This window comes from Streptomyces olivaceus (assembly GCF_000721235.1).
GTDB lineage: Bacteria > Actinomycetota > Actinomycetes > Streptomycetales > Streptomycetaceae > Streptomyces > Streptomyces olivaceus.
Genome location: NZ_JOFH01000008.1, coordinates 1 through 15,478, shown reverse-complemented (window position 1 = coordinate 15,478; position 15,478 = coordinate 1). Strand labels below are relative to the sequence as shown.

The window sequence follows — 15,478 nt, the reverse complement described above, 5'->3', positions numbered from 1 at the left end:
CCCGTCCCGACCCGCACGACACTGATCCCGATACACCTAGTTTCCGTTGATGACCTGTGGCATCAGCGAAGAAAGCAGACGAAATGTCTCACCTGCTCGACTCCGTCGACGCCGCGTCGCTGCGCAGCGACGTCCCGGCCTTCCGCCCCGGCGACACCGTCAACGTCCACGTGCGCGTCATCGAGGGCAACCGCTCCCGTGTGCAGCAGTTCAAGGGCGTCGTCATCCGCCGCCAGGGCGCCGGCGTGCGCGAGACCTTCACGGTCCGCAAGGTCTCCTTCTCCGTCGGCGTCGAGCGCACCTTCCCGGTGCACACCCCGATCGTGGAGAAGATCGAGCTCGTCACCCGCGGTGACGTCCGTCGCGCCAAGCTGTACTACCTGCGCGAGCTGCGCGGCAAGGCCGCGAAGATCAAGGAGAAGCGCGACAGCTGAGCGCCTTCCGAGGTCCGCGCCGGGGCCGGATAACATCTGGCCCCGATGGACATCGAAACACAGCCCACGGAGCGCGACCGCTCCTCCCGTTCGTCCGGATCCGAGCAGCCCTCGGATCCGGCGGGCCCGGAGGAGCGGTCGCGTTCCGCGTTGGCGGGGCGGATCGCGGACTGGGTGCCCGGCGGCCGGATCACCGTGACACTCCTGGTGCTGCTCCTGTTCCTGCTGCTGGTCAGCACCTTCGTACTCAAGCCGTTCCAGATCCCCAGCGGTTCCATGGAGCGCGGATTGAGGATCGGTGACCGGGTTCTCGTAAATAAGTTGGCGTACCGTTTCGATGGGCGGCCGCAGCGGGGCGACGTCGTCGTCTTCGACGGCACCGGGCTCTTCGGGCACGGCGACTACATCAAACGCGTTGTCGGTGTGGGCGGGGACCACGTGGTGTGCTGCGACAGGGAGGGGAGGATCCGGGTGAACGGGCGGTCGGTCGACGAGTCGGCGTTCCTGTACCCCGGTGACCGCCCCTCCACGGTCGGTTTCGACGTCGTCGTGCCCGACGGCACCCTCTTCGTCCTCGGCGACCACCGGTCCGGCTCCAGCGACTCCCGCGACCACCTCGGCTCGCCGGGCGGCGGCATGATCCCGGTGGACCGGTTGATCGGCCGCGCCGACTGGATCGTCTGGCCCTTCGGCCACGCCACCCACCTCGACCGCCCCGACGCCTACGCGGACGTGCCCGACGCGGAAGCCGGGGGTGTCTCCGGTGCGGCGGGCGGCAGGGAGGCCAGCGCGGTGTCCGGCCCCGCGGGCGAGCGGGCAGCCGGTGGGGATTCCGGTGCGGCGGGCCAGCGGGCAGCCGGTGGGGATTCCGGCGCGGCGGGCGCCGGCGTGCGCCGGGCAGAGAGCGTCGATGGGTAGCCGGGGCAAACCGCGTGGAGCGCCCAGCAGCCCCGCGGAGAACCTGCTGCCCACCGGCTCCCGGCGCGCCGCCGCCCCGTCCGGCGGCCGTTCCCGCGCCGAGCGGCGCAAGCTCCAGCGCAAGGTCAAGCGGCGCCGCCGCCGTGGTGCCGTCAAGGAGATCCCCCTCCTCGTCGGTGTCGCCGTCCTCATAGCGCTGGTCCTGAAGACGTTTCTCGTCCAGGCCTTCGTGATCCCGTCGGGCTCCATGGAGCAGACCATCCAGATCGGCGACCGGGTGCTGGTGGACAAGCTCACCCCCTGGTTCGGTTCCGAACCGCAGCGCGGGGACGTCGTCGTCTTCCGTGACCCGGGCGGCTGGCTGGCGGGCGAGCAGACGGCCAAGCAGGACGACCCGGTCGTCGTCAAGCAGGTCAAGGAGGGCCTCGCCTTCATCGGGCTGCTGCCGTCCGACGACGAGAAGGACCTCATCAAACGCGTCGTCGGCGTCGGCGGTGACAAGGTCAAGTGCTGCGACACCCAGGGCCGGGTCACCGTCAACGGCGTTCCCCTGACCGAGGACTACCTCTACCCGGGCGACACCCCCTCCAGAACCCCGTTCGAGGTCACCGTCCCCGAGGGGCGGCTGTGGGTGATGGGTGACCACCGGTCCAACTCCGCCGACTCCCGGGCCCACCAGGAGACCGACTTCGGCACGGTGTCCGAGGACGAGGTGGTGGGGCGGGCGATGGTGATCGCCTGGCCGTTCGGTCACTGGACCACGCTGGACGAACCGAAAACATATGCGTCCGTGTCCGACTCGGTGTCCGGTTCGACCGCCGCTCCCCGGCTGTCGCATAGGGTTGCCCCCTACGATCCGAACGCGATGATTCAACTCCCGATCCCTGCGGAACTCCCGCTCGTTATGGGAGTGGTGGGCCTGCGCCGGGTACGGCGCGGGCGGTGGCAGAGAGTGAGGAGTTGGCGTGGGGGATGTGGCGGTTGGCGCACGGTCCGGACACGACGGCGAGGAGAACCGCGGACGCCCCGAGGAGACGGCCGGCCCGGCCCCGGACGGTCCCCCGGACTCCGGGTACGGCTACGCCTACGGAACAGAGGACGGCAGGGTGACCGGCGGACAGAACGGCGGGACCCAGCACGAGGGAGTGGGCGGGACGCCTCCCGCGACGCCCACCCCGGCCAAGAAGCAGCGCTCCTTCTGGAAAGAGCTGCCGATCCTGATCGGTATCGCGCTGGTTCTCGCCCTGCTGATCAAGACGTTCCTGGTCCAGGCGTTCTCGATCCCGTCGTCCTCGATGGAGAACACCCTGCAGATCGGTGACCGGGTCCTGGTCGACAAGCTGACCCCGTGGTTCGGCTCGGAGCCCGACCGCGGCGAGGTCGTCGTCTTCCACGACCCGGACGACTGGCTGGCGGGCGAGCCGACACCCGACCCGAACGCGCTGCAGACGGTCCTCAGCTGGATCGGCCTGATGCCGTCCGCGGACGAGAAGGACCTGATCAAGCGGGTCATCGGCGTCGGCGGCGACACCGTCGAGTGCAACAAGACCGGCCCGCTCAAGGTCAACGGCAAGGCGCTGAACGAGCCGTACGTCTACGCGGGCAACACGCCGTGCTCGGAGGACGAGCAGGGCGGGCAGTTCAAGGTCACGGTGCCCGAGGGCAAGATCTGGGTCATGGGCGACCACCGGCAGAACTCCCGGGACTCGCGCTACAACCAGTCCGACAAGAACGGCGGCATGGTCCCCGTGGACGAGGTCGTCGGCCGCGCCATCGTGGTCGCCTGGCCGATGAACCGCTGGGGCACCCTGCCGGTTCCCGAGACCTTCGACCAGGACGGGCTGCAGGCCCGGGCGTCGGCCGCCGCCCTGTCGGTCGCGCCGCAGGGCCTGGCCGTCGCCGGCGTCGTGCCGGTGGTCTGGTGGCGCCGCCGCCGGCGCGCCGCGTCCGCCGAGACCCGCTGAGGCGCCCCCTCGGCCCTACGACCGCCGGCGGCAGCCGAGTGGAGCAGCCCCCTGCCGGCCTCCGGAGGGGGCTGCCCCATGCGGGTACCGCCGGGTAAGGTGCGGCTCCATGGGTGGCGAGAGCACGACACGTACGGCCCCGCGCGGCGGCGGCGCGAAGAACACCCCGGTGGGCAGCCGGAGAGGGCAACGGCTGTCGGGAATCGCCGTGGCGCTGGGAATGGTGCTCTTCCTCGGCGGATTCGTCTGGGGCGCCGTGGTCTACCGGCCCTACACCGTGCCCACCGGCTCGATGACGCCGACCATCGCCGCGGGTGACCGGGTGCTGGCCGAGCGGGTGGCCGGCTCCGACGTCCGGCGCGGCGACGTCGTCGTGTTCAAGGACATGGCCTGGGCCAATGCCCCGATGGTCAAGCGGGTCGTCGCGGTCGGCGGGGACACCGTCTCCTGCTGCCAGAAGGGCAAGCTCCAGGTCAACGGCAAGGTGATCGACGAGCCGTACCTGCCCGCCGGGACTCCGGCCGAGATCAGCGACTTCCAGACCGTGACCGTTCCCGAGGGCCGCCTGTTCCTGCTCGGCGACGAGCGCGACAACTCCGTGGACTCCACCGCCCACCTCACCGACGCCGCCGGCGGCACCGTGTCGCGGGGTGCCGTGGACGCCCGCGTGGACGCCGTGGTCTGGCCGATGAACGGCATGCTGGAGCGGCCGACCGGGTTCGAGACCCTGGGCGGCCTCTCCTCGCCGGGCCCGCTGTGGACGGTCGTCGCGCTGGTGACCGGCGGGGCCGTGCTGATCCTGGGCGGCGCGGCGTACGGCCCGGTCGCCAAGCGGGCCGAGGCGTCCCGGGCCAGGCGCGGGACGGAGGCCGCCGGTGGGCGCTGAGGCGGCCCCGGCGGGGCGGGAGACCCGCGAGGGCGGACCGCGCAGGGTCGCCCGGGTGGTGCTGCTCGACCCCGAGGACCGCATCCTGCTGCTGCACGGCCACGAGCCGGACGATCCGGCCGACGACTGGTGGTTCACCCCCGGCGGCGGCGTGGAAGGTGAGGAGTCCCGTGCGGAGGCCGCCCGGCGGGAGCTCGTGGAGGAGACCGGCATCGCCGACATCCAGCTCGGCCCCGTGCTGTGGCGGCGCAGGTGCTCCTTCCCCTTCGCCGGCCGCCGCTGGGACCAGGACGAGTGGTACTACCTGGCGCGCACCACGCAGACCGCGATCCGGGCCGCCGGGCTCACCGAGCTGGAGCGGCGCACCGTCGCCGGAGCACGCTGGTGGACGTGTGAGGAACTGACCCGGGCCCATGAGACGGTGTATCCGACCAGACTCGCCGGGCTGCTGCGCACGCTGCTCGACGAAGGTCCCCCGGCCGGGCCGGTGACCCTGGACACGGAAATCGTCTAGGGGCGCGCGGCACTGGCGCACAATGGGGGGACCGCACGGCTGAAGGGGAACATGCCATGAGCGCCGAGGACCTCGAGAAGTACGAGACCGAGATGGAGCTCAAGCTCTACCGGGAGTACCGCGACGTCGTCGGTCTGTTCAAATACGTGATCGAGACCGAGCGGCGTTTCTACCTCACCAACGACTACGAGATGCAGGTGCACTCGGTCCAGGGTGAGGTGTTCTTCGAGGTCTCCATGGCCGATGCCTGGGTGTGGGACATGTACAGGCCGGCCCGGTTCGTCAAGCAGGTGCGGGTCCTGACGTTCAAGGACGTGAACATCGAGGAGCTGAACAAGAGCGACCTGGAGCTTCCCGGGGGCTGAGGGCCGCGGACGACTCGACGCGGCCGGCCGATGGCTGCCACTCGTGTGGGTGACAAGGTTTTCCACAGTCGGCTGACCGTCCACCAAGATCCAACAGCTCGCTGAGCTGCCCTCATCGTTGGCGCCGGAGGTGGTGCCGACATGAACGCACGAAGTGCGCTGGGAAGGTACGGCGAGACACTCGCCGCCCGCAGGCTGGCGGACGCCGGGATGACGGTCCTGGAGCGCAACTGGCGCTGCGGCAGGACCGGCGAGATCGACATCGTGGCGCGGGACAAACAGGATGAATTGCATTAGATGCAACACTCGTCAGTACGTCGGGATGGCCGTTCTTGCTGGTCATGGGCCCGAGTCCGCGTCGGGCGGCCGGAGAGGCCCCGGTCGCTGACCTGCACCCTAGCAGGCAAATTCAACAATGTTGCGTCTGATACAACAGGAGCCGTGACCACCCAGGCCCCCGGATCAGCGCGTCTCGTCCTCGCGCGGAACGTCGTACACCTCGACCCGGCTCCTGCCGTTTTCGACGCGATGAAGGAGGGCTGGGCCCGGCAGCAGTCGGCCCGATTCCTGAAGGCATCGACGATCGATCCGCGCCTGCGGGTGATCGAGCGGCTGGAGGAGTTCACGGGCCAGTACCCGTGGCAGTGGACGCCGGCCGAGGGCGAGGCGTTCATCGCTCACCTTCGGAGCGGGAAGAAGCCGATCCAGCTGTCGACCGCCCGCACCTACGAGGTGACGATCGAGCTGTTCCTGGAGTACCTGCTCGATTCTCGCTACGGCTGGATCGACGCCTGCCTGGAGCGGTTCGGCGAGGTCCCGCAGCAGGTGTTCCACGAGGGCAACTCGGTCCTGCACACGGTCGAGTACGAGGGCGATCCGCGACGGCGCCCGCTGACCTACGACGAGGTCCAGGCCCTGTTCGACGCCGCCGACGCCCGGCCGGCCAAGATCCGGGGCCAGGGCCGCAAGGGCGCCCTGACCGCGCTGCGGGACGCCGCGGTCCTCAAGACGATCTACGCTTACGGCACGCGGCGGACCGAGTCGTCCAAGGTCGATCTGGTCGACCTGAGGCGGAGCCGGAAGGCTCCGCAGTTCCGCGGCTACGGCAGCATGATGGTCCGTTTCGGCAAAGCTCAGAAGGGATCGCCGCCCAAGCGCCGCTCGGTGCTGATGGTCCCGGAGATGGACTGGGCGGTCGACATCCTGGACGAGTGGGTGACCGAGATCCGGCCGCATTTCACCCCGGGCCGGCATCCCGCGCTCTGGGTGACCGAACGGGTCGGGCGAATATCCCCGCGGTCGATCAACGACGCGTTCGTCACGGCCCGCAAGGATGCCGGCCTTGACGAGGATCTCGACCTGCACTGCCTCCGGCACAGCTACATCACGCACCTGACGGAGTTCGGCTATCCCGCCCGGTTCGTCCAGGAACAGGTCGGTCACTCCCACGCGTCCACCACGGCGATCTACATGGGGGTCTCGAACGAGTACCGCAACACGCTGCTGGAAGCATCGATGAAGAACCGACTGGGCGACGACTGGGACGTGATCTCGTGATCAAGAAGATGGGCTACCAGTGGCAGCTCCGCCAGCTGATGGCCGAGCGCCAGATGTTCCAGACCTCCGACCTGGTGCCGCTACTGGCCGAACGCGGCGTCACCCTTTCGCGGGAACAGGTCTACCGGCTGGTGACCCAGCCTCCGCAGCGCATGAGCATGGACACCCTCGTCGCGCTCTGCGACATCCTCCAGTGCACCCCCAACGACCTGATCAAGCCCGAGGTCGTCAACGTCCAGCTCCGCAAGACCGCCGACGGGGACGCCACCCCGCTGCCGCTCAAGCCCCGCCGCACCGTGATCCGCCGCCCAGGGCAGTCGTGAGACTGAGACCTGAAGCGATACGCAAGCAGCGCGAGCTCGCGCATGCCCGCGCCCGCCTGATCGCCTACCTCCAGCGGGTGGTCGGGCCTGCGCTGACGTCCGAGGACGCCCAGGCGGCCCTGGAGAAGGCCAAGGCATGGAATCCCGGTCCGGCACGGACCTTGGACGACTACTTCGCCGAGCACCCGAACGCACTCACCGAACCGTCGCCGCACAGTCCCGCGCCGGTGGTCCGGCTCCTCCAGCACCTCGAAGCCACCGGACACGGCGACGCCGTCACCCAGCTGGCCTGCGCACGCTGCCACCGCACCGGACTCCGCCTCACCCGGAACACCCCGGAAGGCCGCTGCTGCGACTGGTGCGTCGCCCGAACAGAACTTCGCCCCTGCGCCCGCTGCGGCCGCGATGGCCACATCGTCACCCGCCGCGAAGAGGGACCGATCTGCCGACTCTGCTACTACACCGATCCGCAGGTCGTCGAGGAGTGCGCCGAATGCGGACGCATCCGGAAACCGGTCCGGCGCCGCGAGGACGGCGCCAGCTTGTGTCAGGGGTGCGCCCCCAAGCCGGAGCACGCATGCGTCCGCTGCGGGAAGCTGCGGCCGACGCATGCCATCACCGGTGACGGCCCGGTCTGCCAGAACTGCTACGACTCCCCGCCCCGGCTCTGCGACCTCTGCCAGCAGATCAAACCGATCAGCGTCCGCAAGGCCGAGGGCCAGCCCGCCATCTGCGGCGACTGCTACCGCGGGCCCAAGCGGACCTGCGTCGTCTGCGGCCGGGTCCGGCACGGCTTCCAGCGCCGCGGCGGCGAGTTCCACTGCGCGTCCTGCCGCCCGCGCCGATCCCTGCCCTGCGCTGACTGCGGAAGGACGAAGCCGGTCCAGGCCAACTGGCCTGTCGGACCGCTCTGTCAGCCCTGTTACCTGCGCCGCCGGCGGTTCCCGGCGCCCTGCGGCCAGTGCGGCACACTCCGGGTGCTCGTCGGCCGGTCCGAGGACGGGAAGAGCATCTGCGGTCCGTGCTCCGGGACCGACATCGACTTCGCCTGCCGCCGCTGCGGCTACCCCGGCGACATCTACGCCGATGGCTCCTGCTCGCGCTGCGTCGCCAAGGACCGGGTCCGCGACCTCCTCAGCGACGAGGACGGCACCATCCACCCCCAGCTCCAGCCGCTCGCGGAACAGCTCGGTGCCGCCCAGGAACCCTGGTCCGTCATCACCTGGACCCGCCGCAGCGACTCGGCCCGGATGCTGGCCGCCCTCGCCGCAGAGCACCAGGAGATCACCCACGAGATCCTCGACGAACTGCCGCAGGACTGGCGGACGCTCTATGTCCGCGAACTTCTCGTCGCAGCCGACGTCCTGCCTAAGCGGCAGGAGAACTTCGCCCGCCTGCGTCTCTGGCTCAACGAAGCGCTCACGGACCTTCCTCCGCACCACGCCCGCGTCGTCCGTCCGTTCGCCGAATGGGGCGTCCTGCGCGACGCCCGACGACGGGCGGACAAGGGCCGCTACACCGCCGGCGCCGCCGCGAACGACCGGGTGGACATCCGGGCCGCGATCAAGTTCATGGCCTGGCTCGACGACAACTCGATCACGCTCGCCGACCTCAGCCAGGAAGTCCTCGACCTCTGGTTGACCACCAACCCCACCCAGGCCCGCGGCATATCAGCGTTCATCCGCTGGTCCGTCGCCCGCCGCCTGACGGGCAAGGTCACCGTTCCGACGAGGAGGCACGGGCTTCCCAGCCGATTCATGCACAGCGACGAACTCAACCAGCAGCTTCGCCGCTGCCTCAACGACGACAGCCTCCCGCTGGAGGCCCGCATTATCGGCTCCCTGACCAGCCTCTATGCCCTGCCCACCACCCGCATCGTCGAGCTCACGACCGACCGCTTCCAGCGCGACGGCGACGACGCCCACCTCACGATCGACCGGCACCCCGTCCTCCTTCCGCCCCGGCTCGCCGTCCTCATCGAGAAGCAGATCGCCAGCCCCAGCTGCCGCACCTCCGTGCTCCAGCAGCCGCACGACGGCACACCCGGCTTCCTCTTCCCCGGGCGCCCGCCGAGCCGTCCCCGAAGCGCCGACAGCGTCCACAGCTACATGAGGAAGCACGGCCTGCCAGGCATCAGCGCCCGCAACACGGCCATGATGGAAGCGATCACCGACCTCCCGCCCATCGTCGTCAGCGACCTCTTCGGCATGCACCCCCACACCGCCTACGCCTGGTCCCAGTACGCCCAGAACAGCTGGGCGGAATACCTCGAAGTCGCCCAGGCCATCGAATAGCTCCTGAGAGCGTTACTCGGCATCGGCGATGCGATCCCGGCCTGTTCCACTGTCAGTGCGACGCCATACGGTGATTCCTTCGTCTCTGACAGTGAGGGCTGGGCATGTCGGTGTTCTTTGGTGATTACCGTGACTTCTCGGACGTCGACTTTCGCCAGCTCGATCCTGCACACGACGACCTCGCCGCCGCCCAGGATCGGCTTCGCCAGTGTCGGGCAAGCGATGTTTCGCCCACTCGGCAGGACCTTGAGGCGGCCATCAGAGGATCCTGGCGCCGCCTACGCGAACTCAGTCGCCCGCTGAAGGCCGGCGGCGATCGACTCTACGTCCTGGCCTTCGAAGCACCGCACCCATTCGTCAAGGTCGGGCGGTCAAAGGACCTTGAGCTTCGGGGCCGCATCGTGAATCACGAACACGATGCGGCCATCCAGTTCGGGTTTCTCTTTGACGCCTGGGTCTCGGATTCGTGCCCCGATGCCTACCCATGGGAACAGCGAGTTCTGGACCGGCTCGACACGGTCGTGGCTAGCTCGCCGCACGTCACCAAGATGCACAAGGAGTACTACTACGGCCTGCCCTTCCATGCTGCCGTCCTGGCCGCCGAGATGGAACAGGACAGCGAGGGAACGGCCGTCAAGGACTGAATAGCGCAGGGTTGGAACACTGACTCTTCCCCAGTCGGTGACGTCCTGGTCGTCTGCGAGGTCAAGACACGCAGAAGCGGCTCCTTCGAGCATCCGATGGCCGCGGTCACGCCGGACAAGGCCGACCGGCTGCGGCGGCTCGCCGAGCGCTGGATCCAGACCCATGGCGGAGCCCCGCCCGGCGGCGTCCGCATCGACCTGGTCGGCGTTCTCCTCCCGCGCCGTGGCGCCCCGCTGGTCGAGCACGCGCGGGGGGTGGCGTAATGGGATTCGCGCGCACATGCTCCGTGGCGCTCGTCGGCGTCGAGGGCGTGGTCGTCGAGGTCCAGGCCGACCTGGAACCGGGCGTGGCGGCGTTCACGCTGGTCGGGCTGCCCGACAAGAGCCTCACCGAGAGCCGGGACCGGGTGCGGGCCGCGGTGGTGAACTCGGGCGCCGAGTGGCCGCAGAAGAAACTGACGGTGGGACTCAGCCCGGCCTCCGTGCCCAAGAGCGGCAGCGGCTTCGACATGGCCGTCGCGGCGGCCGTCCTCGGGGCCGCCGAGCGGATCGACCCGCGCGTTCTCGCCGACATCGTGATGATCGGAGAGCTGGGCCTGGACGGCCGGGTGCGGCCGGTGCGCGGCATCCTCCCCGCGGTCCTGGCCGCCGCCGAGGCCGGTTACGAGCAGGTGGTCGTGCCCGAGTGCGCCGCCGCCGAGGCGTCACTGGTGCCCGGAGTGTCCGTGCTCGGTGTGCGCAGCCTGCGCCAGCTGATCGCCGTCCTCGCCGACGAACCGGTGCCGGAGGAGGCACAGGACGAGCCGGGCCGGCCCGATCCCCTCCTGGCCGGTCTGCGCATGCCCGGCACCGGCGCCGCCACCGGGATGTACGGCATGGGCGCGGCGCAGCACGAGCACGACCTCGCCGACGTCGTGGGCCAGGAGTCGGCGCGCACGGCGGTGGAGGTCGCCGCGGCCGGAGGCCACCACCTCTTCCTGGAGGGCCCGCCCGGCGCCGGAAAGACCATGCTCGCCGAACGGCTGCCGGCCATCCTGCCCCGGCTCTGCCGCGCGGAGTCCCTGGAGGTGACCGCCGTGCACTCGGTGGCCGGCCTGCTTCCGCCGGGCAGGCCCCTGATCGACGTGGCCCCCTACTGCGCACCGCACCACTCCGCCACCATGCAGGCCCTCGTCGGAGGCGGCGCCGGCTTCGCGCGGCCCGGAGCCGTCTCGCTGGCCCACCGCGGTGTCCTGTTCTTGGACGAGACGCCGGAATTCAGCAGCCACGCGCTCGACGCCCTGCGCCAGCCCCTGGAATCCGGTCACGTCGTCATCGCGCGCAGCGCGGGCGTGGTGCGCTTCCCCGCCCGGTTCCTCATGGTGCTCGCGGCCAATCCCTGCCCGTGCGGACGGTTCTCCCAGAAGGAGGACCTGTGCGAGTGCCCGCCCTCGGCGATCCGCCGGTACCAGGGCAGGGTCTCCGGACCGCTGCTCGACCGGGTCGACCTCCGGGTCGAGGTGGAACGGGTCACCCGCAGCCAGCTCACCGGCACCGGCAGCCGGGGCGACGCCACCACGGTCGTCGCCGACCGGGTGCTTGCGGCCCGGGAGCGGGCCGCCACGCGCCTCACGGGCACCCCCTGGCGGTCCAACAGCGAGGTGCCCGGCCGGGAGCTGCGCAGCCGCTGGTACGCCGCCCCGGGCGCCCTGGAGGACGCGGAACGCAGTCTGGAGCGGGGCGTGCTCACCGCCCGAGGCCTCGACCGGGTCCTGCGCGTCGCCTGGACCGTCGCCGACCTCGTCGGCCACGACCGGCCGGACGGCACGGACGTGGCGCTGGCCCTGCAGCTGCGCACCGGAGTGCCGAGGGGCGTGCCGATGGCTCTCGGAGCGTCCCGGTGAGCGGGGGCGACGCCCTGCCGGAAGGGGGCACCCTCTTCGGCGCCGACGCCCTGCCCACCGACGCCGATGCCGACGCCCGCCCGGTCGGGGACGCGGAGCGCGGCGCCCTCAGGGACGGTGCGCCCGGCGAAGCCGCGGACGACCGGTTGCTCGCCCGGGTCTTCCTCACCCGGGTCGTCGAGCCCGGTGACGAGACCTGCGGACGCTGGGTGCGGGAGCGGGGCGTCGGCGAGGTGGCGCGGAGGCTGCGCGAGGGCGGTCCCGCGCTGCCGGGGGTGAGCGGAAAGCGGTGGGCGGGGCTCTGCGCCCGTGCGAGCGGGGCCGACCCCCGGCGGGACCTCGCCGTCGCGCGGGCCTGCGGGGTGCGGTTCGTGGCGCCCGGGACCACCGAGTGGCCGGCCCAGCTCGACGACCTGGGGGACGCCCGCCCCCTGGGGCTGTGGGTGCGCGGCGGACCCAGTCTGCGCATGTGGGCCCTGCGGTCGGTCGCCGTCGTCGGCGCCCGCGCCTGCACCGAGTACGGCGCCCACATGGCGGCCACCCTCGCCGCCGGCCTCGCCGAACGCGGGTGGGTCGTGGTCTCCGGCGGTGCCTACGGCATCGACGGCGCCGCCCACCGGGGCGCACTCGGCGCGGGCGGTGCCACCGCCGCCGTCCTGGCCTGCGGTGTCGACCGCCCCTACCCGCCCGGCCACGCCGGACTGATCCACCGGATCGCCGAACAGGGACTGGTGGTCGGTGAACTGCCACCGGGCGACCATCCGACCCCGAGCAGGTTCATCATGCGCAACCGCGTCATCGCCGCGCTCACCCGGGGCACCGTGGTCGTCGAGGCCGCCTACCGCAGCGGTGCGCTGGTCACCGCCCGCGCGGCCCAGCGGCTCGGCCGGCACACGATGGGCGTGCCCGGACCGGCCACCAGCGCCCTCTCCGCCGGGGTGCACGAACTGCTCCGCGGCGACGCCGTGCTCGTCGGCGACGCCGCCGAGATCGTCGAACTGGTCGGCGACATGGGAGAGCTCCCACCGGAGCGGCGCGGGCCCGTGCTCCCCACCGACCTCCTGGAGCCCGGGGCCCGGCAGGTGCTGGCCGGTCTCCCCGCGAGAGGCGCGGCGACCGCGGGCGAGGTGGCCCGCCGGGCGCAGACCTCGCAGGACGACGCGGTCGCGAGACTGTACGAACTTCGAGCACTTGGTTACGTCGAACGACACGGCGACGGCTGGAAGTTGACACGCCAGACGATGATCTCGGTTCGAGGCGGCCGCAGTCCGTGCTGACGCACCGTGTTCGGCCGTCCGGGGGAACCCCGACGCCCGTGGGAATCCTGGCAGTTGGGGTATTCGAGTGATCACTTATAGCGATCATCGTCCCCTCGGCGGAGCGTTCAGCGGAACGTATCTGCGCACGGCCCCACACCTGGCCTTCGCACATTGCGACGCTCCAGTCACGCTACGCTCACAAGGGCCCCCACGCAGACGGTCGGCCACAGACGGCAACAAGACAGCAGACCGGCGGCCTCAGACACACCACACCACGGCAGAACGGCACTAGGCGACGAATGCCCCAGCACACCTCCGGGTCCGACCGGGCGGCGATCCCCCCAGCCGCCCGCGACGGTGGCACCGTGCGACCGTCCGCCCCCTCGACGCTCGACGAGCTGTGGCGGTCGTACAAGGCGACGGGGGACGAGCGGTTCCGCGAGCAGTTGATCCTGCACTACTCACCGCTGGTGAAGTACGTGGCGGGCCGGGTGAGTGTCGGGCTGCCGTCCAACGTGGAGCAGGCCGACTTCGTCTCCTCGGGGGTGTTCGGGCTGATCGACGCGATCGAGAAGTTCGACGTGGACCGGGAGATCAAGTTCGAGACGTACGCGATCACCCGGATCCGCGGGGCGATGATCGACGAGTTGCGGGCGCTGGACTGGATCCCGCGGTCGGTGCGGCAGAAGGCGCGGAACGTGGAGCGGGCCTACGCGACGCTGGAGGCGAGGCTGCGCCGCACGCCCTCGGAGGGCGAGGTGGCGGGGGAGATGGGGATCGCGGTGGAGGATCTCCACGCGGTCTTCAGCCAGTTGTCGCTGGCCAACGTGGTGGCTCTGGAGGAGCTGCTGCACGCGGGCGGCGAGGGCGGTGACCGGCTGAGCCTGATGGACACGCTGGAGGACACCGCCGCCGACGACCCGGTGGAGGTGGCGGAGGACCGGGAACTGCGGCGGTTGCTGGCGAGGGCGATCAACACGCTGCCGGAACGGGAGAAGACGGTCGTCACGCTCTACTACTACGAGGGCCTGACCCTCGCCGAGATCGGCCACGTGCTCGGAGTGACCGAGAGCAGGGTCAGCCAGATCCACACCAAGTCGGTACTGCAACTTCGTGCCAAGCTGGCAGGATTTGGCCGCTGACCTGGACTTTTGTTGCCGCGGCGGCCCTTTTTGCACCGGCCGCGGACGCGTGCGGTCGGGTGAGTGACTCCCGCGAGGAGGGACGCGTCCGTAAAGTGGTGACGTGCCAAGGATTCGAGCGGCCTCCGTGGCCGAGCACCGGTCGATGCAGCGTGCCGCCCTGCTGGACGCGGCACGCTCCCTGCTGTCCGACGGCGGAACGGAGGCGCTGACCTTCCCCGCCCTGGCCGAACGGACGGGTCTCGCCCGGTCGTCGGTCTACGAGTACTTCCGGTCGCGGGCCGCGGTCGTCGAGGAGCTGTGCGCCGTCGACTTCCCCGTCTGGGCGGCGGAGGTCGAAGCGGCGATGGAGGGCGAGCCGAGCCCCGAGGCCAAGGTCGAGGCGTATGTGCGCAAACAGCTCGAGCTGGTCGGCGACCGGCGGCACCGGGCTGTCGTGGCCATCTCCGCGAGCGAGCTGGACGCCGGCGCGCGGGAGAAGATCCGGGCGGCGCACGGTGGGCTGATCGCGATGATCGTCGAGGCGCTCGCCGAGATGGGGCACGAGCAGCCGAGGCTGGCCGCCATGCTGCTGCAGGGCGTCGTCGACGCCGCCGTCCGGCGGATCGAACTGGGCGCGGCGGAGGACCCGGCGGCGATCACGCAGGCAACGGTCTCCATGGCCCTGCGGGGCGTCCGGGGCTGAGCGCCGCCCCGGACCGTCACCGGCCGCTCATCCGTCACCGGCCGCTCTTCCGGCGTGACCGTGCCGTGTCACCGGCCGTTCTCCGGGCTCCGGGTGCCCCTCGCGCGTCGGCCGCTCACCGGGGGAGCGGTACTCCCAGGACCGGCAGCAGCCTCGACGGCCCGGAGTTCAGCAGCCACGGCGGGAGCAGGGTGAGCGGGTCGAGGTAGGTCTCGCCGCGCAGCAGGCCCCAGTGCAGGCAGGCCGTGCAGTGCGACCCCGCCGCCTCCGCCGTGCCGAGCACCTGGCCGGCCGCGACCCGGTCGCCCTTGTGGACCGTGGCGCGGACCGGCTCGTACGTGGTCCGCAGCGGTGGTTCGCCCGTCCCCGTCAGTTCCACCGAGACGACGCCCCTTCCCGCGACCCGTCCGGCGAAGGACACCCGTCCCGCCGCCACCGCCCGCACCGGCGCCCCGTCCGCCGCGGCCAGGTCGACGCCCCGGTGCCCCGGCCCGTAGGGGGTCGCGGGAGGGTCCCAGCCCCGCAGGACCGCGGGCCGGGTGCCGACCGGCCAGTTACGGGCCACGGCCCACTCCGACGGGCCCCCCGCCCCCACCCCCCTCCCCCTCCC

Annotated in this window: 14 protein-coding genes and 4 pseudogenes; 17 read left to right on the top strand and 1 reads right to left on the bottom strand. The window is 71.1% G+C overall.

The features are described 5' to 3' along the window. Positions 1–83 precede the first annotated feature (83 nt). From rplS to IG94_RS0110945, 17 genes and pseudogenes are all read left to right on the top strand, one after another. On the top strand, positions 84–434 hold the full coding sequence (gene rplS, locus IG94_RS0111020; protein WP_003973398.1) for a 50S ribosomal protein L19: 351 nt from the start codon (positions 84–86) through the stop codon (positions 432–434). A 45-nt stretch (positions 435–479) separates the two neighbouring features. Beyond that, a pseudogene (lepB, locus tag IG94_RS0111015) lies at positions 480–1,208 on the top strand (signal peptidase I); the annotation flags it as partial. Positions 1,209–1,344: 136 nt separating this feature from the next. After that, positions 1,345–2,424 (top strand): annotated as a pseudogene (gene lepB, locus IG94_RS40345) (signal peptidase I); the annotation flags it as partial. After that, the gene (gene lepB, locus IG94_RS0111010; protein ID WP_031034049.1) at positions 2,318–3,316 is read left to right on the top strand and encodes a signal peptidase I; all 999 of its coding nucleotides are present in this window, start codon (positions 2,318–2,320) and stop codon (positions 3,314–3,316) included. The pseudogene lepB (IG94_RS40345) and the gene lepB (IG94_RS0111010), both read left to right, overlap by 107 nt. A gap of 109 nt (positions 3,317–3,425) precedes the next feature. Beyond that, entirely contained in the window at positions 3,426–4,202 is a 777-nt protein-coding gene (lepB, locus tag IG94_RS0111005) for a signal peptidase I (RefSeq protein ID WP_031034047.1), read from the top strand. Further along, positions 4,192–4,716, top strand: coding sequence for an NUDIX hydrolase (locus IG94_RS0111000; protein ID WP_031034045.1), 525 nt, complete (start codon positions 4,192–4,194; stop codon positions 4,714–4,716). Before lepB (IG94_RS0111005) ends, IG94_RS0111000 begins: the two co-directional genes overlap by 11 nt. A gap of 56 nt (positions 4,717–4,772) precedes the next feature. After that, a complete protein-coding gene (locus IG94_RS0110995; protein WP_003965949.1) occupies positions 4,773–5,081 on the top strand; it encodes a DUF2469 domain-containing protein in 309 nt (102 codons plus the stop codon). A gap of 141 nt (positions 5,082–5,222) precedes the next feature. Further along, positions 5,223–5,357: pseudogene (locus IG94_RS40340) on the top strand (YraN family protein); the annotation flags it as partial. Positions 5,358–5,609: 252 nt separating this feature from the next. Next, the gene (locus tag IG94_RS0110985; RefSeq protein WP_052410640.1) at positions 5,610–6,638 is read left to right on the top strand and encodes a tyrosine-type recombinase/integrase; all 1,029 of its coding nucleotides are present in this window, start codon (positions 5,610–5,612) and stop codon (positions 6,636–6,638) included. Further along, complete coding sequence (locus tag IG94_RS0110980) at positions 6,635–6,961, top strand: helix-turn-helix domain-containing protein (protein WP_031034040.1); 327 nt, start codon at positions 6,635–6,637, stop codon at positions 6,959–6,961. The genes IG94_RS0110985 and IG94_RS0110980 overlap by 4 nt, the downstream gene beginning before the upstream one ends. Next, positions 6,958–9,255 carry an XRE family transcriptional regulator gene (locus tag IG94_RS39940; RefSeq protein WP_224326555.1) on the top strand — a complete coding sequence of 766 codons (2,298 nt, stop codon included), beginning with the start codon at positions 6,958–6,960 and terminating at the stop codon, positions 9,253–9,255. The genes IG94_RS0110980 and IG94_RS39940 overlap by 4 nt, the downstream gene beginning before the upstream one ends. Before the next feature lie 104 nt (positions 9,256–9,359). Beyond that, positions 9,360–9,899 carry a hypothetical protein gene (locus tag IG94_RS0110970; protein WP_031034036.1) on the top strand — a complete coding sequence of 180 codons (540 nt, stop codon included), beginning with the start codon at positions 9,360–9,362 and terminating at the stop codon, positions 9,897–9,899. A 36-nt stretch (positions 9,900–9,935) separates the two neighbouring features. After that, positions 9,936–10,163: pseudogene (locus IG94_RS0110965) on the top strand (YraN family protein); the annotation flags it as partial. Next, positions 10,163–11,782, top strand: coding sequence for a YifB family Mg chelatase-like AAA ATPase (locus IG94_RS0110960; RefSeq protein ID WP_031034032.1), 1,620 nt, complete (start codon positions 10,163–10,165; stop codon positions 11,780–11,782). The pseudogene IG94_RS0110965 and the gene IG94_RS0110960, both read left to right, overlap by 1 nt. A 146-nt stretch (positions 11,783–11,928) precedes the next feature. Further along, the gene (gene dprA / locus IG94_RS0110955) at positions 11,929–13,059 is read left to right on the top strand and encodes a DNA-processing protein DprA (protein ID WP_031034022.1); all 1,131 of its coding nucleotides are present in this window, start codon (positions 11,929–11,931) and stop codon (positions 13,057–13,059) included. Between the two features lie 281 nt (positions 13,060–13,340). Continuing rightward, positions 13,341–14,183 (top strand): RNA polymerase sigma factor WhiG, encoded by an 843-nt coding sequence (gene whiG / locus IG94_RS0110950; RefSeq protein ID WP_031034020.1) that lies wholly within the window; start codon positions 13,341–13,343, stop codon positions 14,181–14,183. 127 nt (positions 14,184–14,310) lie between these two features. Next, positions 14,311–14,868: a TetR/AcrR family transcriptional regulator gene (locus IG94_RS0110945; protein ID WP_031034018.1), complete on the top strand. Its 558-nt coding sequence runs from the start codon at positions 14,311–14,313 to the stop codon at positions 14,866–14,868. A gap of 115 nt (positions 14,869–14,983) precedes the next feature. Here IG94_RS0110945 and IG94_RS0110940 read toward each other — a convergent pair whose 3' ends face one another. Next, on the bottom strand, positions 14,984–15,463 hold the full coding sequence (locus tag IG94_RS0110940; protein WP_063763377.1) for a murein hydrolase activator EnvC family protein: 480 nt from the start codon (positions 15,461–15,463) through the stop codon (positions 14,984–14,986). Positions 15,464–15,478 lie beyond the last annotated feature (15 nt).